Genomic DNA, 25,254 nt, shown 5'->3' with positions numbered 1-25,254 from the left:
GCTCAGTCGGTGAGCCAGGGCGCGACGGTCTCGCGCGCCAGCATCGCCGCATAGTCCGGGCGAGGGCGGACGACGGCGAACCGGGCACCGTCCACCAGCACCTCGGGCACCAGCGGGCGGCTGTTGTATTCGCTGGCCATCGCCGCGCCGTAGGCCCCGGCGCCCTTGAAGGCGACCAGATCGCCCGCCTCGAGTTCCGGCAGGGGGCGGTCGCGGGCAAAGGTGTCTCCGGTCTCGCAGACCGGGCCGACGACGTCGTACAGGCCCTCGGCCCGGCCTTGATCCGCCACCGGCATCAGCGGGTGGAAGGCGTCATAGAGCGCGGGCCGCATCAGGTCGTTCATGGCGGCATCCAGCACCAGAAAGCGCCGCCCGTCCGGGCGCACATTCACATGGATGACCCGGGACAGCAGCACCCCGGCATTGGCGACCAGCAGACGCCCGGGTTCGAAGACGGTGTCCACGTCCAGCCCCGCCATGGCCTCGCCGACCATGGCCGCATAGGCTGCCGGATCGGGCGGGGTCAGCCCCGGCTCATAGGGCACACCCAGCCCCCCGCCGAGGTCCAGGAGCCGCACTGCATGACCGTCGGCGCGTAGCCGACGGGTCATGTCGGCCAGCACGGCAAAGGCATCCCGCAGGGGCGCCAGGTCCAGGATCTGGCTGCCGATGTGGCAGGCCAGACCCACCGGTCGGACCCGTCCGTTCGTGGCGGCGCGGGCATAGAGCGACAGGGCCTCCTCGACCGGGACGCCGAACTTGTCGCCCCCGCCGCCGGTGGTGATCTTGGCATGGCCCCCGGCGCCGACGCCCGGGTTCACCCGGATGGCGATGTCAGGGCGGATGCCGGTGGCTTCGGCCACGCGCTCAAGACGGTCCAGCTCGGGACCGGACTCGACATTGATCTGGCGCACGCCGGTCTGGAGCGCAAAGGCCAGCTCCGCGTCCGTCTTGCCGACGCCGGAAAAGATGATGCGATCCGCCGGAATGCCCGCCGCCAGCGCGCGCCGGATTTCGCCTTCCGAAACGGTATCCGCCCCCGCGCCCAGCCGCCCCAGTGTCGCCAGCACCGACAGATTGCTGTTGGCCTTGACGGCAAAGGCGATCAGCGAATGCCCCAGAGGCGGGCCTTGCGCCTGCAGAGCCTCCCGGAACACCTGATAGTGCCGGCTCAGGGTCGCGGTCGAATAGACATAGGCCGGCGTGCCGACGGCTTCGGCAATGTCGGCCAGCGGCACGGCCTCGGCATGGAGGCCGCCGTCGATGTACTGGAAATGGTCCACGTCGTCTCGGGGAGGAGGGCGACCTCAGGCGGTCAGGAACGCGGGCTTCCGCTGCCCGAATAGGGGTTGCTGGGGCCCCCATCGATCGGCTGCTGGGTCGACGAGCGATTGATCGTCGCCGGTTCTTCCAGACTCGGCGCGCCGGCATCGCGCATGCCGCGCTCGGTGCGACGCTCGGGCGGGGCCTCCAGATCGGCCATCCGTCCACAGGCGGCAGTTCCGGCCAGCATCAGGCCGACGAGCCCCAGAACGGCAATGCGGTTCGAAACGGTCATGACAGTCGCGTCTTCCATTCGGCGATGCGCGCGCGGACCTGCTCCGGCGCCGTGCCGCCATAGCTGCGACGACTGTCACAGGAAGCCTCAGGTGACAGCACCTTGTAAACCTCGGACGTGATTCCGGGCTCGATTGCCGTCAGTTCGTCCAGCGGCAGTTGCGCCAGGTCCACGCCCAGCGCCTCGGCCCGCTTGACCGCCGCACCCGTGATGTGGTGCGCCTGACGGAAGGGCAGGTCCAGTTCGCGCACCACCCAGTCGGCCAGATCGGTCGCGGTGGAAAAGCCCGAGCCCGCCGCGGCCCGCATGCGAGCCGTGTCCGGCCTCAGGGCCCCGACCATGGCGGTCATGGCCACCAGCGCCAGATCCAGCGCGTCAAACGCCTCGAACACCGGCGGCTTGTCCTCCTGCATGTCCTTCGAATAGGCCAGCGGCAGGCCCTTCATGACGGTACTGAGCGCGACCAGCGAGCCCATGATCCGGCCTGTCTTGGCACGCACCAGTTCGGCGGCGTCGGGGTTTCGCTTCTGCGGCATGATCGACGAGCCGGTCGTCAGATGGTCGGGCAGGGTGACAAAGCCGAACTGCGGCGTCATCCAGATGACGATCTCTTCGGCCAGCCGCGACAGGTGTCCGGCACAGATGCTGGCGGCGGCCAGGCTCTCCAGCGCAAAATCGCGGTCGGACACGGCGTCCAGCGAATTGGCCATGGGCCGGTCAAAGCCGAGGGCTTCGGCGGTCATGGCGCGGTCGATGGGGAAGGGCGAACCGGCCAGCGCCGCGGCCCCCAGCGGGCTTTCGTTCATCCGCGCCCGGGCATCCGCAAAGCGCGAGGCGTCCCGCCCGAACATCTCGACATAGGCCATCAGATGGTGGCCAAAGGTCACCGGCTGGGCGGGCTGCAGATGGGTGAAGCCCGGCATCAGGTCGCCGGCATGGGCCTCGGCCTTGTTGAGCAGGGCCGATTGCAGGGCCCTCAGCTGATCGACGGTATGATCGCAGGCGTCGCGGACCCACAGGCGGAAATCGGTCGCCACCTGATCATTGCGGCTGCGCGCCGTGTGCAGCCGCCCCGAGGCCTCGCCGATCAGCTCGGCCAGCCGCGCCTCGACGTTCATGTGGATGTCTTCGTACTGGTCGCGGAAGGGGAAGCTGCCGTCCGTGATCTCGGCCTCGATGGTGTCCAGGCCGCCCAAGATCGCCTCTGCCGCCTCGGCCGAGATGATCTTGCGCTCCGCCAGCATGCGACAATGGGCGCGCGACCCCGCCAGATCCTGTGGCCACAGGCGCTGATCGACGCCAATCGACACATTGATGGCCTGCATCACCGCATCAGGCTTGGCGGAAAAGCGTCCACCCCATAGGGTCTTTTCCGAAGTCGCTCCGGAAGCGGGGGCAGCGGCGTCAGGAGATGTAGGCCGGGACATGGCGTTAGGCTCGGATATCAAGGGTTCTGTGAAGACGGCTCTGGCCATCGGCGCGGCGGTTCTGGTCGCCCTGATCGCCGGTGGCGTGCTGCTATATCCGCATATTGCCCCGGGGTCCAAAGACGAGGCCGCTGCGGGCACGGCCGGTGCGCCTCAAAGCGCGCTGTCGGCCTATGCCAAGGGCCCGCTGACCCGCCTGTCGGCCCCGGTCGATCTCGTGCCGGCCCCGGAATACGGCTTTGTCGACCGCGACGGCGAGGCCGCCAGCTTCGCCGACTTCCGTGGCAAGGTGGTGGTGGTGAACCTGTGGGCCATGTGGTGCGCGCCGTGCCGCACCGAGATGCCGACGCTGGCCACCCTGGCCTCGGCCTATGAAGGCACGGATCTGCTGGTCCTGCCGATCAATGTCGATTCTACCGATGACGCCATTGCCGATGCCAAGAGCTTCCTCGATGTCCACGAGCCGCTGCCCTTCTACTCGGACAAGACCTTCCGCCTGCCCTTCCTGTTCCCGGAATCGGGCAAGATGCCCCAGACGATCCTGCTGGACCGTCAGGGGCGTATCCGGGCGACGTTCGCCGGAGAGGCCGATTGGGCCAGTGCCGAAGCCCGGGCCTTGGTCGACGCCCTCCTGGCGGAGTCCTGAGACCTATTCGACGCGTTCGCCGGTGGCCGGATTAACGGCACCTTCGCGGCCTTCGGCAGCGGCCTCGGCCTGGTTTTCCTCGAGCTCATTGGACAGGTTTTCGGCGCCCTCCTCGACCGCATTGGCAGCGGCCATGGCGCCGGATTCGATCACCTCACCGGCTTCGGCGGCAGCATCACCGATGGCGTCGCCGGCCTGTTCGGCATTGGCTTCGGTCTCTTGCTGTTCGGCTTCGGTGCAGGCGGCCATGCCGAAGGCGAGGGCCGAAGCGGCGGCGGCGATCGTCAGAGTGCGTTTGATCATAGTGGGTCCCTTCCGGATGGCTGATGCGTCCAGAACGTCAGGCCAATGGCAGAGGTTGCAAATATCCGCGTTCGGTATTCTCATTGGGGACGGAAACGGGAGGCTCGGATGCAGATGCGTCATCTCGTGGCGGGGTTCGTGGGGCTGGCTGCCCTGGTCGTGGCAGGCTCGGCCTCTGCCCAGAGCACCGGTGGAACGGGCGGTGGGACGGGCGGTGGTGCAGGCCCGCAGATCTTTGGGCGATCTACCGGGCGGATTACCGCGCCCACGGGGCGTATGACCCAGGCCCAGTATCTCTTCCGCTATGAGAGCGAGAGCGCCCGCAGGGATGCGGCCCTCAACGAGCAGTCGCTGGTGCAGCAGCACGGGGCGGACCGGGTTGATCTGGCCTATCGCGTTGGCGCCCTGGTCGATCTCGGTCGCTGCCGGGAGGCTCGCGCCATGGCTTTTGAGGAAGGCGATCGTCGGATGGCAATGCGGGTCCGTCAGATCTGCCGCGGCCTCTGATCCCTCCTGCCTGCAGGAGATGGTGGCTGGAGGCGGACTTGAACCGCCGACCTGTGGGTTATGAATCCACCGCTCTAACCAGCTGAGCTACCCAGCCCGGGATCACCGGATCGCGGGGCCAGAAGGATCGGCCTGCGCGAGACGCGTCGCTATATAGGCCGGACGGCCCGGGTTCAAGCGTCTCGTTTTCGGAACGGCGCCCGGTCGCAAACGTATATGGTGAAGCCTCGTTTCGCTCTGACCCAGGATCCTACATGCCCGCTTCCGCCGCCCCCCTCCGTCGCAAGGCCTCAAACGCCGGTCGTTTCATGGCAGCCGCCTCGCTCGCCGTCCTGATGGCCGCCTGCAATGTGAACGGCACGGTCGGCGCCAGCCCCGCCGAGCCGGGCGATCCGGTCGAAACGCGGCCAGCAAACGCCCCGGACCAGCAACCGGCCTTCGAGAACCAGACCCGTGCTCCCGGCGTGGTCACTGAAGCAGAGCTGAGCCATACGGTCGTCGCCGAGGGTCTGGTTCATCCCTGGGGGCTGGCGCTGATGCCGGACGGCAACTGGCTGGTGACCGAACGCCCGGGCCGCCTGCGGATCATTACCGCCGACGGCGAGGTGGGGGAGCCGATCGCCGGCCTGCCCGAGGTCGATGCCCGGGGGCAGGGGGGTCTGCTGGATGTCATCACAGGTCCGGACTTTGCCACTGACCGCAGGATCTACTGGAGCTATGCCGAGCCGCGCGACGGCGGCAATGCCACTTCGGTGGCGCGCGGGGTGCTGTCGGATGACCGGACGCGGGTCACTGACGTCGAGGTGATCTTCCGCGCCCTGCCGACCTATGACGGCGACAAGCATTTCGGATCATCGCTGGCCTTTGCGCCGGACGGCAAGCTGTTCATCACCCTGGGCGAGCGCTCCGATGCGCCCATGCGGCCGCAGGCCCAGGATCTCGGCTCGCATATGGGCAAGACCATCCGCATCAATGCGGACGGATCGGTACCGGCCGACAATCCCTATGTGGGCCAGGACGGCGCCCTGCCGGAGATCTGGTCGCTCGGCCATCGCAACGTTCAGGGGATCGCCATCGGCGCCGACGGCGCCGTCTGGACCGTCGAGCACGGCACGCGCGGCGGCGACGAGGTCAACCTTGATCAGGCGGGCCTGAACTACGGCTGGCCCGAGGTCGCCTACGGCATCGAATACCGGGGCGGCGAAATCAATGAGGGCATCACGCAGAAGGAAGGCACCGAACAGCCCGTCTATTACTGGGACCCGGTGATCGCGCCCGGCGGCATGACGCTTTACGACGGGGCCATGTTCCCGGGCTGGCAGGGCAATCTGCTGGTAGCGGCGCTCAAGGAAAAGCACATTGCCCGTCTGGTGATCGAGGACGGTCGCGTGGTCGGCGAGGAACGCCTGCTGACCGGATTGGGCGACCGCATCCGCGATGTGGCGGTCGGACCCGACGGCGCTGTCTGGGTTGTGACCGACGAGAACAACGGCAAGCTGGTCCGCCTCTACCGCCCTTGAACACGCTGAGTTCCGACGGTCGCCCGCTTCGCCCGGGCGGCCGTCGCCGCATTGTTACTTGACGTTGACGTAAACGTAGGGTTTCTGACGCCCACGTTTCGATTCCGAACTCGCCCTCACGTAGCGAGGCCCTGCGGGCCGAGTGATAGGGCCAGCAAAAGAGAGACCGCCGATGACCGAGGCCTATATCTACGACGCCGTCCGCACCCCGCGCGGCAAGGGCAAGAAGGACGGCAGCCTTCACGAAATCACCGCCCTGTCGCTGGCCACCCAGGTGCTGGAAGCCCTGCGCGACCGCAACGGGCTCGATACGTCCAGGGTCGACGACGTCATCCTCGGCTGCGTCTCGCCGGTGGGCGAGCAGGGCGCCGACATCGCCCGCACGGCCGTGATGAACGCCGGCTGGGCCGAGACCACGGCCGGTGTCCAGGTGAACCGCTTCTGCGCCTCGGGCCTTGAGGCGGTGAACATGGCCGCCGCCAAGGTCAAGTCGGGTGAGGCTGACATGGCCGTCGGCGGCGGTATCGAGGCCATGAGCCGCGTGCCGATGGGCTCGGACGGCGGGGCCTGGCCGGTCGATCCGACCTCGGCCTTCAAGACCTATTTCGTGCCCCAGGGCGTCTCGGCCGACATGATCGCCTCCAAGTGGGGCTTTTCGCGCGCCGACGTCGATGCCTATTCGGTCGAGAGCCACAAGCGCGCCGCCCGGTCGTGGGCCGAGGGCCGCTTCAAGGGCTCGGTCGTGCCGGTCAAGGACCAGCTGGGTCTGACCATCCTTGATCGCGACGAGACCATCCGGCCCAACACCGACATGCAGACTCTGGGCGGGCTCAACCCCTCGTTCCAGATGATGGGCGACATGGCGTTCGACGCCGTGATCCAGCAGCGCTACCCCGAAGTGGCCCGCGTCAATCACGTCCACACCCCGGGCAACAGCTCGGGCATCGTCGACGGCTCGGCGGGTGTGCTGATCGGTACGCTGGAGGCCGGCAAGGCCCTTGGCCTCAAGCCGCGCGCCCGCATCGTCGGCGCCGCCTCGATCGGCTCGGAGCCGTCGATCATGCTGACCGGACCGGAGTTTGTGACCAACAAGCTGCTCGGCAAGCTGGGCATGACGTCGACCGACATCGACCTCTATGAACTGAACGAGGCCTTCGCCGCCGTGGTGCTGCGTTACATGCAGGCGCTCGACATCGACCACGACAAGATCAACGTCTGCGGCGGCGCCATCGCGATGGGCCACCCGCTGGGCGCCACCGGGGCCATGATCCTCGGCACTGTGTTGGACGAGCTGGAGCGCTCGGACAAGACCACGGCGCTGGCCACCCTGTGCATCGGCGGCGGCATGGGCACCGCCACCGTCATCGAACGCGTTTGATCCGGGAGAGATTGACCATGGAAACCTTCAAGATCGACGTTGATGCCGACGGCATCGCCCTGATCACCTTCGACGTCCCCGGGCGGTCGATGAACACCCTGACCGGCAAGGTCATGCAGGAAATCCCCGAGTGGGTCGAACGGGTGAAGACCGACGACGCCATCAAGGGCGCGGTCCTGACCTCGGGCAAGAGCTCGGGCTTCTGCGCCGGCGCCGACCTCGGCGACATGGCCGCGGGTATGCTGGGCGGATCCGACCTGCAGGCGGCCTTTGACGCCGGCTGGCGTCTGAACGGCGCCCTGCGCGCGCTGGAAACCTGCGGCAAGCCGGTGGCGGCGGCCATCAACGGTCTGGCGCTGGGCGGCGGGCTTGAGCTGACCCTGGCCTGCCACTACCGCGTGGTCGGCGACAGCCCGAAGATTCAGCTGGGCCTGCCCGAGATCAAGGTCGGCCTGTTCCCCGGCGGGGGTGGCACCCAGCGTCTGACGCGCCTGATCGGGGTGCAGGCGGCGATGATGGCCATGACCGAGGGCAAGTCTTTCCGCCCCAACGACGCCAAGGGCGCCGGCATGGTGCATGAAGTCGTGCCGGTCGGCACCGAGGTCGAGGCCGCCAAGGCTTGGGTCAAGGGTGGCGGCAAGGCCACCCAGCCCTGGGATGACAAGGGCTTCAAACTGCCCGGCGGCGGTCCCTATCACCCGGCGGGTATCCAGAACTTCCTGGTCGGCAATGCCATGCTGCGCAAGCAGACCTACGGCAACTATCCCGCCGCCATGAACCTGATGAAGGCCGTCTATGAGGGCGTGCAGCTGCCCATGGACGCGGCCCTGCGCGTCGAGACCCGCTATTTCATCAAGACCCTGATGACCCCTCAGGCCCAGGGCATGATCCGCAGCCTGTTCCTGTCGAAGCAGGAGCTGGACAAGGGCGCGCTGCGTCCCGCTGATGTGCCGAAGTCGGACCCGAAGAAGGTCACGGTCCTCGGCGCCGGCATGATGGGCGCGGGCATCGCCTATGTGAACGCCATGGCCGGCATCGAGACCATCCTGATCGATCGCGACCAGGACGCCGCGGACAAGGGCAAGGCCCATGTCGAGGAACTGCTGAAGAAGCGCCTGTCGCGCGGCCAGCTGACCCAGGACAAGTTCGACGCCCTGCTGGCCTCGGTCACCGCCACCACCGACTATGACCACATCAAGGGCTCGGACCTGGTCATCGAGGCCGTGTTCGAGAACCGCGAGATCAAGGCGGATGTGACCAAGCGCGCCGAGGCTCAGCTGGAGCCGGGTGCCATCTTCGGCTCCAACACCTCGACCCTGCCGATCACCGGCCTGGCCGAAGCGTCGGTGCGCCCCGAGGACTTCATCGGCATCCACTTCTTCTCGCCGGTCGACAAGATGATGCTGGTCGAGATCATCCTCGGCGAAAAGACCGGCAAGGCGGCGATCGCCAAGTCGCTCGACTATGTGATGAAGATCAAGAAGACCCCGATCGTCGTCAACGACGGCCGCGGCTTCTACACCTCGCGCTGCTTCGGCACCTATGTGGCCGAGGGCATGGCCATGCTGGAAGAGGGCATCTCGCCCGTCCTGATCGACAATATCGGTCGCGCCACCGGCATGCCGCGCGGCCCGCTGGAAATGCACGACGACGTCGCGCTGGACCTGTCGGTCAAGATCGCCAAACAGACGGCCGAGGACCTGGGCGATGCCTACCAGCCGCTGCCGGGCTCGGAGATCGTCCGCAAGATGGTCGAGGACCTGGGCCGCTACGGCCGCAAGAACGGCAAGGGCTTCTATGACTATGACCAGAAGCCCAAGGTCATCTGGTCGGGCCTGTCCGACCTGGCCCCGGTCAAGGTCGATGAGTCGACGCCCGACATGGTCGAGGACCAGAAGCGTCGCCTGCTGTTCCGTCAGGCGGTCGAGGTGGCCCGCTGCTGGGAAGAGGGCGTCATCGACGACCCGCGCGAAGCCGACGTCGGCGCCATCCTGGCCTGGGGCTTTGCGCCCTGGACCGGTGGTCCGATCACCTACATCGACCAGTATGGGCTGAAGGCCTTCGTCGAACAGGCCGATGCCTATGCCGCCAAATACGGCGACCGCTTCAGCCCGCCGCAGCTGCTGCGCGACATGGCCGCCAAGGGCGAGACCTTCTACGGCAAGTTCGCGCCGGAAAAGGCCGCCGCCTGATCATGACAGCCGGATGGTTCAGTCCCTGAGCCGTCCGGCGTCCTTCAGCGTCGCGATGACCTGATCGGCCGCCGTATCGATGGCCTGACGGTCGGTGCGGATATGCAGGTCCGGCGCCTGGGGGGCCTCATAAGGGCTGTCGATGCCGGTGAAATTCGCCAGCTCGCCGGCGCGCGCCTTCTTGTAGAGGCCCTTTACGTCGCGGGCCTCGACAACCTCGAGTGGGGCATCGACGAACACCTCCATGAATTCGCCCTCGACCATCAGGCCGCGCGCCATCTGACGCTCTGCCGCAAACGGCGAGATCAGCGACACCAGCACGATCAGCCCGGCATCGGCCATCATCCGCGCGGTCTCGGCGGCGCGGCGGATGTTCTCGACCCGGTCGGCGTCGGTAAAGCCCAGGTCGCGACTGAGGCCGTGGCGCAGATTGTCCCCATCGATCAGATAGGCGTGGTGCCCCATGGCGGTCAGCCGCGCCTCGACCGCATTGGCCAGGGTCGACTTGCCCGCGCCCGACAGGCCGGTCAGCCACAGCACGGCGGGCTTTTGCCCCTTCAGACGCGCGCGCGTCTCGCGGTCGACGTTGAGCGCCTGCCGGTGGATATTGTGCGAGCGTCGCAAGGCGAAGCGGATCATGCCCGCCCCCACCGTCTCAAGACTCTGGCGGTCGATCAGGATGAAACCGCCCAGCTCGGCGCTCTCCTCATAGGGGGCAAAGGCGATCTCGCGCCCCAGCGTCAGATGGACAAGGCCGATGTCGTTCATCGACAGGGTTCGGGCGGCCAAGGGCGCCAGGGTCTGTACATCGACCCGGTGGCGGATGTCGCTGACCTGAACCGGCACGGTGCGCGTGCCCAGCTTCAGATCATAGATGCGGCCGGGCAGCAGCGGGTCCTCGCCCATCCAGACCAGATGCGCCTCGAACTGGTCGGCGACCTCCAGCGGCGCACCGGCGGCGGTGAGCACGTCCCCGCGGGCCACGTCCAGCTCCGTGTCGAGCCGGATCATCACGGACCGGCCCGGCAGCCCTTCGGCGACCGGACCGTCACCATCGGTCACGGCCTCGACCGTCGCGGTCCGGCCGGAGGGCAGCACGCGCAGGGCCTGACCGGCCCGCACGGTGCCCGAGGCCACCCGCCCGCTATAGGCGCGGCCGCCCGCCGGCAGGCGCACCACGCCCTGCACCGCCATGCGGAACGGCGCATCGGACTGCCGCCCGCGGACGGGCAGACCCTCAAGCGCTTCCAGCAGGGTCGGGCCCTGATACCAGGGCATCAGCATGCCGCGCCCGACGACCTGATCCCCGGTCCGGCCACTGACCGGAATGGCGATGACGGTCTCTATGCCCAGCTGTCTGGCGAAGGGGGCGAACGCCTCGGCGATCGGCCGGAACACGGCTTCGTCGCCGCCGACGCGGTCCATCTTGGTCACCGCCAGAATGACCGTCTTCATGCCCAGCAGGGCGACCAGATGGCTGTGTCGCCGGGTCTGGGGCAACAGCCCCTTTTCCGCATCAACCAGAATGACGGCGACGTCGGCGTTCGAGGCCCCGGTCACCATATTGCGCGTGAACTGCTCATGGCCCGGCGCGTCGATGGCCAGGAAGGTGCGGCGCCGGGTGGCGAACGGGCGATAGGCCACATCGATGGTGATGCCCTGTTCCCGCTCGGCCATCAGGCCGTCGATCAGGGCGGCGTGGTCGGGCTCTCCGTCCGGCGTCAGCGGCAGGTCGCGGTCGGTCGGCAGGGCGCCGGCGTCGTGCAGCAGCCGCCCCAGCAGGGTCGACTTGCCGTCGTCGACGGACCCGCAGGTAATGAAGGCCAGCCGGCCGGAGGTCGCAGGCGAGGCCATCAGAAATAGCCCTCCTGCTTCTTGCGCTCCATCGACCCGGCCTGATCGACATCGATCAGCCGACCCTGACGCTCGGACACGCGTGAGGCCCGCATTTCGGCGATCACCTGATCCAGGGTTTCCGCCTCGCTTTCGATGGCGCCGCTGAGGGGATAGCAGCCAAGGGTGCGGAACCGGACCCTGGCCATGCGGGGCGTCTCTCCGGGCTCCAGCCGCATGCGGTCGTCATCGATCACGATCAGCCGCCCCTGCCGCTCGACCACGGGCCGCTCGCGCGCGAAATAGAGGGGCACGACCGGAATGTCTTCGATCGCGACATAGTCCCAGACGTCCGCCTCGGTCCAGTTGGACAACGGAAAGACCCGCACCGACTGCCCCGGCTTCAGTCGGGCATTGTACAGCGACCACAACTCGGGCCGCTGGGCCCGCGGGTCCCAGGCATGGCCCGCGCCCCGGATCGAAAACACCCGCTCCTTGGACCGGCTGGCCTCTTCGTCGCGGCGCGCCCCGCCGATGGCGGCGTCAAAGCCGTAATCGTCCAGCGCCTGCTTCAAGCCTTGCGTCTTCCACATGTCGGTGTGGACGGCCGAGCCGTGATCGAACGGATTGATGCCCCGCGCCTCCGCCTCGGGGTTCTTGTGCACGATCAGCTTCAGGCCGCTCTCGGACGCCATCCGGTCGCGCAGGGCGTACATCTCACGGAACTTCCAGCCGGTATCGACGTGCAGCATCGGCCAGGGTGCGGGTGCGGGATGAAAGGCCTTGCGCGCCAGATGCAACAGGACCGCCGAGTCCTTGCCGATCGAGTACAACAGCACTGGCCGCTCGCACTGGGCTGCCACCTCGCGCAGGATATGAATGCTCTCCGCCTCCAGATCCCGCAGGGCATCCAGGCGTTCAGGCGCGGGTCGGGACGAGTCAGCCACGGTCATGATTGTCACGTTGCAGACACGCATCGGTGAAACAAGCCCTGCTTGCGCGGGCGCCCTGTTCAAGGCGGCGCGGGCGGGCTATCGGGGCGGCGACAGTTCGCGAAACACCGGAAGGGATACGGCATGCGCGTGGCAATGATCGGTACGGGATATGTGGGTCTGGTGTCCGGGGCCTGCTTTGCCGACTTCGGCCATGTCGTGACCTGCGTCGACAAGGACGCCTCCAAGATCGAGCGGCTGGAGCAGGGCATCATGCCCATCTATGAGCCCGGCCTCGAGACCCTGGTCGCCAAGAATGTCGAGGAAGGCCGTCTGTTCTTCGCCGTCGACGGCGCCGAGGCCATCCGCCAGGCCGATGCCGTCTTCATCGCGGTGGGCACGCCTTCGCGCCGCGGCGACGGCCATGCCGACCTGACCTATGTCTATGAGGCCGCCAAGGAGATTGCCGATCTGATCGACGGCTTTACGGTGGTGGTCACCAAGTCGACCGTGCCGGTCGGCACCGGTGACGAGATCGAGCGCATCATCCGCGAGCGCCGGCCCGATGCCGAATTCGCTGTGGTCTCCAACCCCGAATTCCTGCGCGAAGGCGCCGCCATCGGCGACTTCAAACGCCCCGACCGCGTGGTGGTCGGCACGGATGACGAGCGCGCCGTGGCGGTGATGAACGAGCTTTATCGTCCGCTGAACCTGAATGAATCGCCGCTGCTGTTCGTCGGCCGTCGCACGTCCGAGCTGATCAAATATGCGGCCAATGCCTTCCTCGCCATGAAGATCACCTTCATCAACGAGATGGCCGATCTGTGCGAGGCCGTGGGCGCCGATGTGCAGCAGGTCGCCCGCGGCATCGGTCTGGACAACCGGATCGGTTCGAAATTCCTGCACGCCGGGCCGGGCTATGGCGGCTCCTGCTTCCCGAAGGACACGCTCGCGCTGGTGCGTACGGCGGTCGATGCGGGCAGCCCCGTTCGGCTGGTAGAGACCACGGTTGAGGTCAATGATGCGCGCAAGAAAGCCATGGCCAAACGCGTCTCGGCTGCGGCAGACGGTGACCTCAACGGCAAGACGGTCGCCGTGCTGGGCCTGACGTTCAAGCCCAATACGGACGACATGCGCGACTCGCCGGCGCTGGATCTGGTGCCGGCCCTGATCGCGGCAGGCGCCAAGGTGCAGGCCTTCGACCCCGAGGGGATGCATGAGGCGAAGGCGCTTCTGGACGGCGTCGATTTCCGCGACGGCCCCTATGACGCGGTGAAGGACGCCGATGTCGTGGTGATCGTCACCGAATGGGACCCGTTCCGCGCCCTCGATCTGGACCGGCTGAAGTCGCTGGTGAAGCAGCCGGTGATCGTCGACCTGCGCAACATCTATCGGCCCGAGGACATGCGCGCCAAAGGCTTCCGCTACACCTCGATCGGCCGCGCCTGATCGACTTCGTCATCTTCGGGCTTGACCCGAAGATCGGTGCCATCCCGAGCACGAGACGATCTGCCCGCTCCGACCCCCGGATCAAGTCCGGGGGTGACGGGGTCCGTCAGCGGGTCGAGGCAGGAACCAGGATTTCGGCGCGGGCCACGGGGCGATCGGCGTCATCCGTGATGACCGCCCGTCCCAAGCCGATGACCAGACCGGCCGAGACGACGGCGGCGACCACGCCGATCGAAATCAGCCTGGCGCCCTCCAGCCATTCCCGATTGTCCGGACCCACGGCCACCCCCGGTTAACCCTGTTCCAGCCAAAGCACGGCGGGCGGGGGCAGGGCAAGCCTTGCCGAACGGGAGTCGACAAAAAAGGCGGACCCGGTGCCGGGTCCGCCTTCTTCATAGGCGTTTATCGGGTGGGATCAGCCCTCGAAGGGACGGATCAGGATTTCCACGCGACGGTTCTGGGCCTTGCCGGCCGCCGTGTCGTTCGAGGCGATCGGGGCGCTTTCGCCACGACCGTCAACATAGAAGCGCTCGGGCATGATGCCGCGATCCACCAGATAGCCGGCGACGGTGGAGGCCCGGCGACGCGACAGGTCGAGGTTGTAGTCGGCGGCGCCGTCGGAGTCGGCGTGACCGATGACGTCGATCACCGAGCGATCATACTGCTGCAGCACGGCGGCAACGTCGTCCAGAACCGGATAGAAGCTGGGTTGCAGGCTGGCCTGGTCCGAGCCGAAGGTCACATCCGACGGCATGCGCAGGACCAGGTTGTCGCCCTGACGGACGACGCCGACGCCCGTACCGGACAGTTGCTCTTCCATGGCGCGTTGCTGGCGATCCATATACTGGCCGACGGCGGCACCGGCGAGGGCGCCGACGCCGGCGCCGATCAGGGCGTTCTTGCGGCCCTGCTCACCGTCCGAGGTGTTGGTCAGATAGCCCAGCAGGGCCCCGCCGACGGCGCCGGCAATGGCTCCCGTGGCCGTGTTGTTGCGCGGTCCATTCGACCGGTAGGGGTCGGTGGTGGTGCAGGCCGAAGCGCCGATGAGGGTGGCGATGGCGGCGCCGGTCATGAAAATCTTGGTGCGCATGTTGGTCATCCTGTTGATGTCTTGGTGATCGGGGTAACGCGAGGCTTACGGTGAAGGTTCCAGTCTGTATCGGATGTGAACGGCGCCGCCATCGGTTTGCCATCCACGGCTGTCAGGGCGTATCAGCCTGTTCCTGATCCCTTTGCCTGACCGGATGATGTCGTGACCACCGAACCCGCCTCCTCGCCCGCTTCCACCGACCTCTTGGCGCGCGGCATCACACCCGTGTCGATGTCGCTGTACGATCAGGACTTCCAGGCCTTTGCCGATGCCCTCGGCGGCTCGTTCGAGCGCTATGGCTTTGCCGTGATCGCCGACCACGGGCTGGAGCAGGCTGTGATCGACGGCGCGCTGGGCGACGCCAAGGCCTTCTTCGCCCTGCCGGAAGACGTGAAACGCGCCTATCACCTGCCGGGCACCGGCGGCGCCCGCGGCCTGACCCCGTTCGGCGTCGAGGCGGCCAAAGGCGCGGCGGCGGTCGACCTCAAGGAGTTCTGGCACGTCGGCCGCGAACTGCCCGAGGGCCACCCCTATCGCAAATATATGCGGGACAATCTGTGGCCGACCGAGGTCGAGGGCTTCCGCGACCATCTGTATGGGCTGTTCGAGGCCATGGATGCGCTGGGCGCCCGCATCCTGCGCGCCATCGCCCGCCATCTCGGCCTCGGCGACGCCTATTTCGAGGACAAGGTCGAAATGGGCAACAGCGTCCTGCGGCTGCTGCACTATCCGCCGGTGACGGGTGAGCCCGCCGGGGTCCGCGCAGGCGCGCATGAGGACATCAATGTCATCACCCTGTTGCTGGGGGCCGAGGAAGCCGGTCTGCAGCTCAAGGAGAAGGACGGCAGCTGGCTCGACATCGCCCCGCCGCCGGGCGCCCTGGTGGTCAATATCGGCGACATGCTGCAGCGGCTGACCAACCATGTCCTGCCGTCGACCAGCCACCGGGTGATCAACCCCTCACCCGAACGCAGCCGGTTCGCCCGCTACTCGATGCCCTTCTTCCTGCACTTCAATCCGGATTTCGTGATCGAGACCCTGCCGTCGACCATCACGCCCGACAACCCGGATCGCTATGCCGGCAAGGCGATCATGGCCGAGGACTTCCTGACCGAACGCCTCAAGGAAATCCGGCTGATCTGACCCACGCTCAGGCAGCGAGCGACCGCGTCGCGCGCGGTAGCGCCACTACTTCGAGATTCTCAGCCGGGTGATGTCGCGGCCGATGGCCTTGAAGGCTTCCGAGAGATCGGCGCCGCTGGCGGGCAGATAGACGTGGGCGGAGCTTGACGCGCAGTTCTGGATGACCCGCTCGGCCCCGCCGCCCGACGCCACCTGGAAGCCGACGGTATAGACGATAATCCCCTGCGCTTTCATGGCCGCGCAGGACGCCAGGGTCTGTTCGAACGGGTCGCCATTGGTGGCATCGCAATTGATGTGGTCGGCCGCGCTGCCCGACCCCGAGCCCGCGTCCTGGGCGATGACGCCCGAGCAATAGGGGGTGTTGAACTCGCCGTCGGTCATGATGATTACGGCCTTCAGCAGGTCGGGATCACCATAGGCCCCGGCAGCGCTGGACGGCCACAGGCTGTTGAAACTCGGCGAGACTGTATACCAGCCCCAGGACGCGCCGATCTGGCCGGCGGTCGATCCGACCACCTCCAGATCGTCGATCAGGCCGTTGATCGCGGACTTGTCGCTCGACAGGGGCATGAGCCGCGCATCAGGACAGGTGTTTCCCGAGGTCCCCGTATAGGCAAATCCGACGCGGGCAGACGAGGTGGGCGTGGCATCGGTATAGGCATCCCTGCCCGTGCGCTCGCTGACGCAGGACGAAGACTCGAACCAACGCAGTGTGCCGTATGGGTTTCGGAATACGCGCCACTGACACCCGTACTGGCCACACCAGGAGCGTCCGCCGCGTGAATACTCATTCCAGTTGGCTCCCGGAACACCGATGGCGTATTTGGCGGGATTTACGACCTCCACCTCATATCCGGTATCGTTGATCTGATACATGCCGCCGACATCGTCGATGTAGACAGTGTCACCAGTACTCAGACCATGATTGCCCGTGGTCGAGACCACGACGGAGCAGTCCCAGCGAAGACATTTTCGGACGCGCCCATTGCGGCTGTAACGGCTGTATCCATCCGAAGATCGCGTCCTCAGGGTCCGCCAGCTCGAGCCGTTCCAGTATTCGAGCTCAAAGGTCCGGCTGCCCGTTCGGACGACGCGATAGGCCTGATCATTGATCTGGTGCATGCCGTCGACATCGTCGATCCACACATAGTCCCCGGTGGACAGGCCATGGCCCGACGTTGTGGTTACCTCGCCCGGGTTGGAGCGCGTGATGTCGTCGATATAGGCGGGCTGACCCACGGTCCATTCGGCATTGCTGATGCCGAGATAGCCCACGGGCGTGCCGCGCGCACTGTTGGCATAGCTGCCGAGGTTGACGCTGTTCGAGTAGGGCACGATGGCCATCTTCGAATAATAGGGCGTCTGCAGATCCTGCACGATCATGGTGACCAGTTCGGTTGCCGCGCTCTTCAGGTCGCGGATGCGGCTGCCGGCCATGGAGCCGGTGATGTCCAACACCAGCGAGACTTCCAGATTCTTGGACGAGCGATTGACCTCGGAATGGGCACCGACCGGCAGATAGTCGTCCATGAACTGGCCGTACGGCGGCAGGAAGATGTTGGCGACCAGGGTCTTCACATCCACCGAGCCGTCGGCGATCACCACCTGGTCCTCGTTCAGGACAAAGGTCGTCTTGTCCTCACGCAGGATGATGTTCGGATAGTTGGTCAGATTGGCGCGCAGCGCCGCCATGCCGACCCGCTGAATGTCTTCTGCCTCGGTATAGGGCGAGCGCGCGGCCGCCAGCGCCGAGGCGTCCAGCGCATCCTGAAGATTGACCCGCACGGTCGAGGCCCGGTGGATATCGACACCGCCGACCGTCATAAGCACCATGACCGGCAGGCTGAGGCCAAAGATCAGGGCGACATTTCCACGCGTATCGGAAAGCAGACGCCGAAGCATGGGTATCAGGCCCAGGAGGACCGACGAGGCGGATTGGCGTCCCATTGCTGATAATTCGGCCCGGTCGCCGGCAAGGATGGTCCGGCTTTCGAGCGGGGAGCATAGGCGGCCTCGGTTAATGTCGGGTGAGCACGACCGAGGCGCGTCTCTAGCGGGAGATACGCAACCGTTTGATGTCCCGGCCAATGGCTGCAAAGGCCTCCGAGAGGTCACCGCCCGTCGCGGGCAGGAAGACGTTGGCCGGGCCCGTGGCGCAGTCCGCCAGCAACTGGGCCTCGTCGGTGCCGGCCGTGATGCTGAAGCCGACCGTATAGACGATCACTCCCTGGGCCTTCATCGCGGTGCACAGGGCCCGGCTCTGGGCGAAGGGGTCGCCATTGGTGGCGTCGCAGTCGATCTTGGCGCTGTTGGCCCCCGAGCCCGATCCGGCCTGACGGGAAATAACGCCGCTGCAATGGGGCGTGTTGAACGCCCCGTCGGTCATGATGATCACCGCCTTCAGGGTTTCGGCAGAGTTGTAGGCCGCCGCGCCGTTGGACGGCCACAGGCTGTTCCAGTTCGGCGACACCATATACCAGCCCCAGGCGATTCCGACCTGGCCCGCTGTGGAGCCGGACACCTCGAAATCATCGATCCGGGATTTGAGGGTCGCCGCATTGGCCGAGAGCGGCTGGATCGTATCGGCGATGCAGGATCCGCTGATGTCGGGGTAATGACGCCCCACCCAGGAAGAGGCGCCGGTGGGCGCAGCCTCGGTATAGGCCTCTGCGCCGACGCGTTCGGTCACGCAGCCGCTGACCCGGTGGGTCTGAAGATCGCCGTCCATGTTCTCGAAGGCGAAATAGGTCGTGCCGCCGCCGCGCGCGCTCCAGGCCTTGCCGCCCGAGGTGTAGGGGGTCAGCGAGGCATCCGTCAGGTCGATGGTAAAGCTGTTGGCCGAGGCGTTGCCAACCAGATGGGTCCGGTTGTTGATCTGGGTCATCCCGCCGACGTCGGTGATGTAGACGTATTCATTGTTGCCCATGCCGTGGTTCGGGGCGGTGATAGTGATCGAACAGTCGTTGTTCTGGCACCGTTGCACCCGACCGGCACTGCCCGAATAGGCGCCATAATTCTGGCCATCCACGCGGGTCCCGCGCAAGGTGTAGAGCTCAAAGGTGTCAGAGGTCCTGTTCCGCACCTCATAGGGCTTGTTGTTCAACTGGGTCATGCCGGCCGCGCCGCTGATCCAGACGACGTCGCCATTGGCGAAGCCGTGGCCTGCCGAGGTGATGACGACGGGGCGTGCCTTCGTTGCGGCGGTGATGGTCTTCGACGTCCCGGCCAGGGTGATGACGGCCCCTGTGATGTTGACCGAGGTCGAGATCTCGCCTCGCACCGCAGTGACGCGGCTGCCCGGATTGACCGAGTTCGAATAGGGCACGAGGGCGACCTTGGAATACCAGGGGGTCTGAACGGGCTGAACGACCAGGTCGACAAGGTCCTTGGCCGCGACCTTCAGGTCGGCGATCCGGTCGCCGGCCATCGAGCCGGTGATGTCCAGCACCAGCGCCACTTCTATGTTTCGCGACGCCCGGTTGACCTCGGAATGGGCGCCGACCGGCAGATAGTCGTCCATGAACTGGCCGTAGGGCGGCAGGAAGATGTTAGCGACCAGGGTCTTCACATCGACCGCCCCCCTGGCCACCACCACCTGATCCTCATTCAGGACAAAGGTCGTCTTGTCCTCACGCAGGACGATGTTCGGATAGTTGGTCAGATTGGCGCGCAGCGCCGCCATGCCGACCCGCTGAATGTCTTCTGCCTCGGTATAGGGCGAGCGCGCGGCCGCCAGGGCCGAGGCGTCCAGCGCATCCTGAAGATTGACCCGCACGGTCGAGGCCCGGTGAATGTCCACTCCCCCGACCGTCATCAGCACCATGACAGGCAGGGTCAGGCCGAAGATCAGGGCGACATTGCCGCGCCGGTCCCCGAAGAATGCCTTCAGCCTTTTCGTCCAGAGACGAATGCCCATGATCCCGACCACCTGCGCCGTCGAGCGGGCAAGGGCCCGCTCATCCGGCGATCATCGTGCGGGCACGGTTAAGCCAGGGTCGAGGAGGCAGGTTAACGGCCGGGGAAATTACCAGCCGCAGTCCTTGCCCTCGTTCTGCTCGGTCAGCCAGGTGTTCAGCGGCGCGAAATAGTCTGCGATCGCCGAGGCGTCGCCGGTCCGCTGGCCGGTAAAGGCGTACATGGCCTCGGGCCAGGGGCGCGACTGGCCCATTTCCATCATGGCGTTGAAGCGCTCACCGACCGCCTCATTGCCGTAGATCGAACAGCGGTGCAGCGGTCCGGTCCAGCCGATCTGCTCGCAGGCCGCCCGGTGGAACTGGAACTGGTAGATGTGCGCCAGGAAATAGCGGGTGTACGGCGTATTGCCCGGGATGTGGTATTTCGCGCCGGGGTCAAAGGCATTGTCCGGACGGTCGCCCGGCGGCACCAGACCCTGGTATTTCAGCATATTGGCCGACCAGGCCTCATTGTATTCCTCCGGCGAGGTCTCGCCCGAGAACACGTCCCAGCGCCAGCGGTCGACCATCAGGCCGAACGGCAGGAAGGCGATCTTGTCCAGCGCCATCTTCAGCAGGAAGGGGATGTCCTCGTCCGCGCCCGGGACCTCTTCCAGTAGGCCGATCTGGTTCAGATAGGTGGGCGTCAGCGCCGACAGGCCGACGAAGTCGCCGATCGCCTCGTGGAAGCCGTCGTTCGCGCCATTCTTGAACAGGAACGGCTGATCCTTGTAGGCGCGCTGATAGACATTGTGCCCCAGCTCGTGGTGCACGGTGTAGAAGTCGTCGGCATTCACCTGGGTGCACATCTTGATGCGCACATCCTCAAGGTTGTCGAGGTCCCAGGCCGAGGCGTGGCAGACGACCTCACGGCCTTCGGGCCGGGTGATCTGGCTGCGCTCCCAGAAGGTATCCGGCAGCGGCGCCAGCCCCAGCGAGGTGTAGAAACCCTCACCCGTGCGGACCATCTTCTCGGCGTCATAGCCCGCATCGACCAGCAGCTCGGTCATGTCATAGCTGGAGGTGCCGCCGGTCTTAGGCGCCACGACGTCATAGATGTTGCCCCACTGTTGCGACCACATATTGCCCAGCAGGTCGGCGCGGATCGGCCCGCTGTCCGGCTGCACATCGGCGCCATAGGTCTCGAACAGCCGGGTCCGCACATAGCAGTGCAGGTTCTCGTAGAAGGGCTGGACCTGCGACCACAGCCGGTCTGTCTCGGCCGCGAAGGCATCGGGCTCCATGTCATAGCCCGAACGCCACATGGCGCCGACATCGTCAAAGCCCAGCTCGCGCGCGCCCTCATTGGCGATGTCGACCATGCGGGTGTAGTCGTCGGCCATCACCGGCGAGATGGTCCGCCAGCCTTCGTACAGCGCCTTGGTCTCGGCGGGGTCCCGGCTCTCGGCCAGCATGCGGCTGGCCTCGTCCAGGGTGATCATCTCGCCCTTGTACTCAAACTTGCCAGTCGCATAGGTCGAGTCCAGCCGGGTGGTGATCTCGGCCAGCTCGGTGGCGGCGCCCGGCTTGTTCGGCGCGGGCAGGACAATGCCCTGGGTCAGGATGTTCAGCTTGCGACGCACATCGAAGGGCACCTCGACGTCGTTGAACCGGGCCGCTTCATTGGCCAGCTTGACCGACAGTTCGGTGTATTCGGCATTGGCCTTGGCCTCGAGCCACATGGTGTCATAGGTGATGTTCGTGGCGCGCACCCAGGCCACGCGGCCGGCGTACTCGCTGGCCTCGGCCAGCTGCTTTTCGGCGTCGGCGACAAAGGCGGTCGCTTCGGCGGCGGTCGGGGCCTGACCCGTCAGATTGGTTTCGCTCAGGGCCGGCGGCGTCGCACCGGGGCGGACCGGCGAATTGGCCAGCTGAGGGGCGGCGCCGTCATTGCCGGACATGACATTCGACAGGCCCGCACATCCGGCAGCCCCCGCCACCAGAGCCCCGATGGCCACAGTCAATGTCAGGGTGCGCTTCATGATCTTCCTCCGCTATCTTCTGTCAGGCTTTTCGCGTGGCGTGCATCCGACGCCTCCGGATCGCGTCCGTCAAGTCCGGCTCAGCCGAGGACGCAGCTCGCCAGTCCGTCACTGCGCACCGTGCCCATGGCGCCCTGAATGCGGCGGGTCCGTCCGCGGACATAGGGCCCCGGGCTGGCGGCATTGTAGCGCCTCGGACTGGGCAGCACCGCCGCCAGCCGCGCGGCCTCACGTGCCGACAGATCGGCCGCCGACTTGCCGAACCAGTGCTGGGCCGCCGCCTCCGCGCCATAGACGCCGGGTGCCCACTCGGCCACGTTCAGATAGACCTCGACGATGCGCCGCTTGGACCATGTGGCCTCGATCAGCACCGTATAGCCGGCCTCCAGACCCTTGCGGACCCAGCCGCGGCCGGGCCACAGGAAGACGTTCTTGGCGGTCTGCTGGCTCAGGGTCGAGGCGCCGCGCATCCGGCCGCTGCCCCGCCGTTTCGCGCGCTCATTGGCCTTCATCGCCTCGTCGATAGCCTCGAAGTCAAAGCCCGAATGGCTACAGAACCGGGCGTCTTCCGAGGCGATCACCGCCTCGACCAGCCGGGGCGAAATGTCATCAAGTTTGCGCCAGCGATAGTCAGCCGGCTGTCCGGCAAACCCCCGCTCGACCATCAGCAGGGTCGTCAGCGGCGGCACCACCGCATGGGTCAGCACCGAGCCGACCGGCAGCAGGATCACGAGGGCGAGCACGCCCAGCATCACGCCCAGACAGCCGATCCGCCGCTTCGGCTTTCCGGCTTTCAGGTCGGGGTCGGGCGGGGCTTCGGCCATGCCCCATCATGCTCAGGGGCGCTGGCTCAAGGCAAGCTGCCGCGCGCTACACATCCGCGACCCCGGCTTGCCCGTCCTCGTCACCCCAGGCCAGGCGCTGGCCATCGTCGCTCATCGCCAGGGCACAGATGGGCGCCCCGCGCTCGGCCTTCACGAAGGCCAGCCCCTGACCGGCCGGATCGGCCCACCAGACCCGACCGTCGTTCAGCCCGGCAGCGACCCGGCCCTGCTTCAGCGCGGCGGCCACATGGACGACCAGCGCGCCTTCCTCGAACCCGATCTCGGAGGCTTCCTTGCCCATCGGCCCGTCGGAGCCGGTGAACGGCCACATGACCACGCCCGAGGCCCCGGCCGTCGCCAGCAGCTTGCCGTTCGACAGGAAGGCGACCGAGCGGATCTTGGCCGGATAGCCGCCCATGCGCAGGTTCCGCTGATCCTTCAGCCGCCAGCCGTGAAGCTGATTGTCCTGCATGGTGGTGACGACGAAGGCACCGTCCGGCGAGACCGCCACGCCGGTGTGCGACCCGGCCCACTTCAGCAGGGCGGGTTGCTGGTCGGCGATCCGCGCATACCACAGCGCCGCCCCGCCATAGGTCGAGGCCACCAGCCGCCGTCCCTTGGGGTCGAACGCAAGGCCGGAAACGGTCCGCTCATGGGTGAACTCGCGCCGGAAGGCGGCGTCTGACCCGTCCAGAACGGTTGCCACCTTGCCTGCTGAATAGGCGACCAGTCCGCTCTCGGGGGAGGCGGCGACCGAGTCGATCCACCGACCTTTCGCATCGGCCAGTGGCACCACCTCGTCCGGCCGCGACCAGACCAGCCTGCCGTCGTCTCCGCCGGTGATGACCCCCTGTCCGGACGGATGCCGCACGGCGCACAGTACCGCTCCGTCATGGGCCTCAATGACCGATCCATCCTCGAACCGGATCGAGCCGTCGCCGAGGGCGAAGACGGCGCCGGAGGCGTCAAACAGGGCCGCAGTCGGCTGGGCATCAAAGGTCATCTGCATGGGGGCTGTTTAGGCCGCTGAATGGCCCGGTCAACGCTCATCCTTCGATGCCGCTTGACACATTTCGATAATTAGCTAATTGTCGAGTTATGAGTTCAGTCTTCAAGGCCCTCTCCGATCCGACCCGCCGCCGCGTGCTGCAGCTGTTGCGCGTGGGGCCGAAGAGCGCGGGCGAGATCAGCGACCGGTTCGATGTCTCCAAGCCCACCATGTCGGCGCACTTCGCCGTCCTGAAGGAGGCCGATCTGGTTCACGCGGAGAAGCTCGGGAAGTCCGTGATCTATCACCTGAAGCTGTCGGTGCTCGAAGATGCGCTGCTCGGCTTCGTCCATTCATTCGACGGCGGGGCCGAGACGCCCGCCCCAGACGAGGAAACAGCACCATGAACAAGGATATCACCGGCAGTCTGATGTGGGCCGGCGCCATCATCGCCCTGGCGCTTGGCGCCAGCTGGGGGCGGAACCAGGGGCTGATTGATGCGGACACGACAACGCGCATCGTCTTCGTCGCCATCGGCCTGATGGTGGCGTGGTACGGGAACCGCACACCCAAGACCTTTGTGTCGGGCGCCCGGGCGCGTCAGGCCAAGCGGGTCGCCGGCTGGTCGCTGGCGATCAGCGGCCTGATCTACGCCGGGGCCTTCGCCTTTGCCCCGATGGACACGGCCCTGATCGTCGGCTGCGGCGCCATCATCCTCGGGATTGCCGTCACCTTCGGCTACTGCCTGTCGCTGCGGAACGGTGCGAAGGCGACCTGACGGTCAGGCCCCGACCTCGCCGCAGCGGATCAGTGGTCGTGCTGGGCGAGGATAGAGGTCCACAGCGTCTCGACCTCGCCGATCCCCGCTTCGAAGGCTTCCCGTTCAGCCTTGAGGCGGGCCGCCTCGATGGCAGCCTCGGTGCCCCACAGGTTGGACCTCTGGTTGCCGGTCGCGGTGGCTTCGCCCGTCCCGTAGATGAAGCCGGTGCGGACATCGACGATCATGAAGGCAAAGGTCGCATGAACTGTTGCCTTGCGGTTGGGCAGGAAGCCAAGGGCAATGGTCTGCAGCGGGCCGACGTCCGTCGCCTCGGTGCGGAACCGCGTGTCGACCGTGTAGATCAGCATGACGTCCGCCCGCAGCTGGGCAGCTGAGGTACGAAGATCGCGCACACTGCCCAGATTGCCGGGAAGCAGCAGGCGACTGACGGGGGCGACCGCCGCGACTCGGGGCAGGGCGGCCAGCCGGGCCAGGCTCTCCTCCGTTTCGATGTCGCGCGTGGTGATCACGCTGAAGGCACCCGTGCCGACGCTGCTGGTGGAGCCGCTGCGATAGCCGGACGACGCAACCCGCACGATGGCCATATGGGCCGGGAAGGTCGCGGCCGGTTCACGGCTGTAGGCCTCGGAGATGTCGCCATCCTGCTCGGCAATCGATCCCAGGGCGACCCCCGCGCCCGGAGTGGTGTAGGTCGAGCACGCGCCGGCCAGCAACAGGAGCGCGACAGTCAGGGCCAGCCTCATTGATT

General features: G+C 66.6%; 23 protein-coding genes and 1 tRNA gene. 9 read left to right on the top strand and 15 right to left on the bottom strand.

Annotation, left to right across the window (positions count from 1 at the left end):
• Nucleotides 1-2 precede the first annotated feature (2 nt).
• Genes lysA through argH form a run of 3 tightly spaced genes read right to left on the bottom strand, consistent with a single transcriptional unit; the run spans nt 3 to nt 2,985 of the window.
• Complete coding sequence (gene lysA / locus V7672_RS03325) at nt 3-1,283, bottom strand: diaminopimelate decarboxylase (protein WP_335623247.1); 1,281 nt, start codon at nt 1,281-1,283, stop codon at nt 3-5.
• A 32-nt stretch (nt 1,284-1,315) separates the two neighbouring features.
• Complete coding sequence (locus tag V7672_RS03320; RefSeq protein ID WP_322258915.1) at nt 1,316-1,558, bottom strand: hypothetical protein; 243 nt, start codon at nt 1,556-1,558, stop codon at nt 1,316-1,318.
• Nucleotides 1,555-2,985 carry an argininosuccinate lyase gene (argH, locus tag V7672_RS03315; RefSeq protein ID WP_335623245.1) on the bottom strand — a complete coding sequence of 477 codons (1,431 nt, stop codon included), beginning with the start codon at nt 2,983-2,985 and terminating at the stop codon, nt 1,555-1,557. The genes V7672_RS03320 and argH overlap by 4 nt, the downstream gene beginning before the upstream one ends.
• Nucleotides 2,986-3,013: 28 nt before the next feature.
• Here argH and V7672_RS03310 point away from each other — a divergent pair, with 28 nt between their 5' ends.
• The gene (locus V7672_RS03310) at nt 3,014-3,631 is read left to right on the top strand and encodes a TlpA family protein disulfide reductase (protein WP_335623244.1); all 618 of its coding nucleotides are present in this window, start codon (nt 3,014-3,016) and stop codon (nt 3,629-3,631) included.
• Between the two features lie 3 nt (nt 3,632-3,634).
• Here V7672_RS03310 and V7672_RS03305 read toward each other — a convergent pair whose 3' ends face one another.
• Nucleotides 3,635-3,934, bottom strand: a complete 300-nt coding sequence (locus V7672_RS03305; protein WP_335623243.1) for a hypothetical protein — start codon at nt 3,932-3,934, stop codon at nt 3,635-3,637.
• 108 nt (nt 3,935-4,042) lie between these two features.
• Here V7672_RS03305 and V7672_RS03300 point away from each other — a divergent pair, with 108 nt between their 5' ends.
• Nucleotides 4,043-4,441: a hypothetical protein gene (locus V7672_RS03300; RefSeq protein WP_335623242.1), complete on the top strand. Its 399-nt coding sequence runs from the start codon at nt 4,043-4,045 to the stop codon at nt 4,439-4,441.
• Nucleotides 4,442-4,461: 20 nt separating this feature from the next.
• Here the strand turns inward: V7672_RS03300 and V7672_RS03295 are convergent.
• Nucleotides 4,462-4,538, bottom strand: a tRNA-Met gene (locus V7672_RS03295).
• 157 nt (nt 4,539-4,695) lie between these two features.
• Between V7672_RS03295 and V7672_RS03290 the strand changes: the two genes are divergently transcribed.
• The 3 genes from V7672_RS03290 to V7672_RS03280 all read left to right on the top strand — a co-directional run bounded on the left by V7672_RS03290 (nt 4,696) and on the right by V7672_RS03280 (nt 9,531).
• Nucleotides 4,696-5,961 carry a PQQ-dependent sugar dehydrogenase gene (locus V7672_RS03290; RefSeq protein ID WP_335623241.1) on the top strand — a complete coding sequence of 422 codons (1,266 nt, stop codon included), beginning with the start codon at nt 4,696-4,698 and terminating at the stop codon, nt 5,959-5,961.
• 172 nt (nt 5,962-6,133) lie between these two features.
• Nucleotides 6,134-7,339 carry an acetyl-CoA C-acetyltransferase gene (locus V7672_RS03285; protein ID WP_335623240.1) on the top strand — a complete coding sequence of 402 codons (1,206 nt, stop codon included), beginning with the start codon at nt 6,134-6,136 and terminating at the stop codon, nt 7,337-7,339.
• Between the two features lie 17 nt (nt 7,340-7,356).
• Entirely contained in the window at nt 7,357-9,531 is a 2,175-nt protein-coding gene (locus V7672_RS03280) for a 3-hydroxyacyl-CoA dehydrogenase NAD-binding domain-containing protein (protein ID WP_335623239.1), read from the top strand.
• 18 nt (nt 9,532-9,549) lie between these two features.
• On the opposite strand, the gene cysC is transcribed toward V7672_RS03280, so the two are convergent.
• Both cysC and cysD read right to left on the bottom strand, forming a co-directional pair.
• The gene (gene cysC / locus V7672_RS03275; protein ID WP_335623238.1) at nt 9,550-11,385 is read right to left on the bottom strand and encodes an adenylyl-sulfate kinase; all 1,836 of its coding nucleotides are present in this window, start codon (nt 11,383-11,385) and stop codon (nt 9,550-9,552) included.
• Nucleotides 11,385-12,317, bottom strand: a complete 933-nt coding sequence (gene cysD, locus V7672_RS03270; protein ID WP_335623237.1) for a sulfate adenylyltransferase subunit CysD — start codon at nt 12,315-12,317, stop codon at nt 11,385-11,387. The genes cysC and cysD overlap by 1 nt, the downstream gene beginning before the upstream one ends.
• A 123-nt stretch (nt 12,318-12,440) precedes the next feature.
• Between cysD and V7672_RS03265 the strand changes: the two genes are divergently transcribed.
• The gene (locus V7672_RS03265; protein WP_335623236.1) at nt 12,441-13,745 is read left to right on the top strand and encodes a UDP-glucose dehydrogenase family protein; all 1,305 of its coding nucleotides are present in this window, start codon (nt 12,441-12,443) and stop codon (nt 13,743-13,745) included.
• Nucleotides 13,746-13,851: 106 nt separating this feature from the next.
• Here V7672_RS03265 and V7672_RS03260 read toward each other — a convergent pair whose 3' ends face one another.
• Entirely contained in the window at nt 13,852-14,031 is a 180-nt protein-coding gene (locus tag V7672_RS03260) for a hypothetical protein (protein ID WP_335623235.1), read from the bottom strand.
• A gap of 129 nt (nt 14,032-14,160) precedes the next feature.
• Nucleotides 14,161-14,835: an OmpA family protein gene (locus tag V7672_RS03255; RefSeq protein WP_335623234.1), complete on the bottom strand. Its 675-nt coding sequence runs from the start codon at nt 14,833-14,835 to the stop codon at nt 14,161-14,163.
• A 231-nt stretch (nt 14,836-15,066) separates the two neighbouring features.
• Here V7672_RS03255 and V7672_RS03250 point away from each other — a divergent pair, with 231 nt between their 5' ends.
• Nucleotides 15,067-15,978, top strand: coding sequence for an isopenicillin N synthase family dioxygenase (locus V7672_RS03250; protein ID WP_335623282.1), 912 nt, complete (start codon nt 15,067-15,069; stop codon nt 15,976-15,978).
• A gap of 45 nt (nt 15,979-16,023) precedes the next feature.
• Here V7672_RS03250 and V7672_RS03245 read toward each other — a convergent pair whose 3' ends face one another.
• The 5 genes from V7672_RS03245 to V7672_RS03225 all read right to left on the bottom strand — a co-directional run bounded on the left by V7672_RS03245 (nt 16,024) and on the right by V7672_RS03225 (nt 23,746).
• A complete protein-coding gene (locus tag V7672_RS03245; RefSeq protein ID WP_335623233.1) occupies nt 16,024-17,880 on the bottom strand; it encodes a ubiquitin-activating E1 FCCH domain-containing protein in 1,857 nt (618 codons plus the stop codon).
• Between the two features lie 148 nt (nt 17,881-18,028).
• Nucleotides 18,029-19,894: a ubiquitin-activating E1 FCCH domain-containing protein gene (locus tag V7672_RS03240; RefSeq protein ID WP_335623232.1), complete on the bottom strand. Its 1,866-nt coding sequence runs from the start codon at nt 19,892-19,894 to the stop codon at nt 18,029-18,031.
• A 108-nt stretch (nt 19,895-20,002) separates the two neighbouring features.
• Entirely contained in the window at nt 20,003-21,913 is a 1,911-nt protein-coding gene (locus tag V7672_RS03235; RefSeq protein WP_335623231.1) for a M2 family metallopeptidase, read from the bottom strand.
• Between the two features lie 80 nt (nt 21,914-21,993).
• The gene (gene mtgA, locus V7672_RS03230; protein WP_335623281.1) at nt 21,994-22,665 is read right to left on the bottom strand and encodes a monofunctional biosynthetic peptidoglycan transglycosylase; all 672 of its coding nucleotides are present in this window, start codon (nt 22,663-22,665) and stop codon (nt 21,994-21,996) included.
• A gap of 118 nt (nt 22,666-22,783) precedes the next feature.
• Nucleotides 22,784-23,746, bottom strand: a complete 963-nt coding sequence (locus V7672_RS03225; protein ID WP_335623230.1) for a WD40 repeat domain-containing protein — start codon at nt 23,744-23,746, stop codon at nt 22,784-22,786.
• Between the two features lie 89 nt (nt 23,747-23,835).
• Here V7672_RS03225 and V7672_RS03220 point away from each other — a divergent pair, with 89 nt between their 5' ends.
• Entirely contained in the window at nt 23,836-24,132 is a 297-nt protein-coding gene (locus V7672_RS03220) for an autorepressor SdpR family transcription factor (protein ID WP_335623229.1), read from the top strand.
• Complete coding sequence (locus V7672_RS03215) at nt 24,129-24,503, top strand: ammonium transporter (protein ID WP_335623228.1); 375 nt, start codon at nt 24,129-24,131, stop codon at nt 24,501-24,503. Before V7672_RS03220 ends, V7672_RS03215 begins: the two co-directional genes overlap by 4 nt.
• Nucleotides 24,504-24,532: 29 nt before the next feature.
• Here the strand turns inward: V7672_RS03215 and V7672_RS03210 are convergent, their stop codons facing one another.
• On the bottom strand, nt 24,533-25,249 hold the full coding sequence (locus tag V7672_RS03210; RefSeq protein ID WP_335623227.1) for a hypothetical protein: 717 nt from the start codon (nt 25,247-25,249) through the stop codon (nt 24,533-24,535).
• Between the last annotated feature and the right edge of the window lie 5 nt (nt 25,250-25,254).

It is taken from the genome of Brevundimonas sp., from assembly GCF_036963785.1.
Classification (GTDB): domain Bacteria; phylum Pseudomonadota; class Alphaproteobacteria; order Caulobacterales; family Caulobacteraceae; genus Brevundimonas.
The sequence above is the reverse complement of the archived record's forward strand: the minus strand, read 5'-3'. Positions and strand labels throughout refer to the sequence as shown.